This window comes from Mesorhizobium sp. M5C.F.Ca.IN.020.29.1.1 (assembly GCF_003997375.1).
GTDB lineage: Bacteria > Pseudomonadota > Alphaproteobacteria > Rhizobiales > Rhizobiaceae > Mesorhizobium > Mesorhizobium wenxiniae.
Genome location: NZ_RZSW01001028.1, coordinates 1 through 1,002 on the forward strand (window position 1 = coordinate 1; position 1,002 = coordinate 1,002).

Annotated in this window: 1 protein-coding gene; it reads right to left on the minus strand. The window is 60.7% G+C overall.

Annotation, left to right across the window (positions count from 1 at the left end; translation table 11 throughout):
- Positions 1-138: 138 nt before the first annotated feature.
- The coding region (locus EOA85_RS35965; RefSeq protein ID WP_164760169.1) for a hybrid-cluster NAD(P)-dependent oxidoreductase at positions 139-1,002 on the minus strand (864 nt) is incomplete at its 5' end.

The window sequence follows — 1,002 nt, forward strand, 5'->3', positions numbered from 1 at the left end:
ACTTTATCGATAGCGATGACATCGAGTCAGACTTGCTGGAATGGATCGTGCGGAAGTAGGCCTCCAAATCAGACGGACGATACCTCCGCCATCAACGCGACAAAACCGCCGGGCTTGGCCATCAATTCGCAATGAGGGTTAGAGATCGAGGCAAACGGTGCCTTGCGGCCGGCTGCAGCAAGCCAGCACGTAACCAGCCGCCTTCTCTTGAAGGCTGAGTCCTCCAAGGTCGTCGATCACGACGTCACCTGAGAGCTTGACCGTCCGACAGGTTCCGCAAATGCCCTGCTGGCATGCGGTAGGGATGTAGAGGCCGCTATTGCGCGCCGCATCGAGCAAAGTCTCTCCAGGCGCACACAGGTGCTCCACGCCAGACCGGGCGAAACGGACACAAGTTGGGCCAGCGGCAGCCGATTGAGGAGGCATGGAATTGCCCACGGCGCCGCCGAAACTTTCCTCGTGGTACTGCGAGGGTGCGATGCCGATCTCCGCGACACAGGCCCGAACCGTCTGCATAAACGGCTCGGGGCCGCAAACGTAAGACGTGCGCTGGTGAAGGTCGGGAGCCAGCCGCAAGAGCATGGGGCCGTCGATCCGACCCATAGGGCCCTGCCACGCCGAACCTTCCTGAGTGCAGATGAAGCTTACATCGACATTGGAGAATCGCGCGGCGAGCGCCTCCAACTCGGAGCGGAAAGCGATGTCGTTCGCCGTCCGAGCGCAATGAATGAAACGGATGTCATGACCAGATGCCCGGTCGGTTAGCGCCCGCAGCATCGACATAACGGGAGTGATGCCGCTGCCGCCCGAAAGGAAAAGCGGCTTCTCGGATGGCAGATCGTCGAAGTTGAAGCGCCCGACCGGCCCTTCGATTTCAATGTCGTGGCCCGGCCGGAGATTGTCGTGAAGCCAGTTGGAAACAAGCCCGCCCTTCACACGCTTCACCGTGATCTGCAGGTCGAGCGGTCGAGTCGGCGGAGACGACACCGAGTACGATCTTGT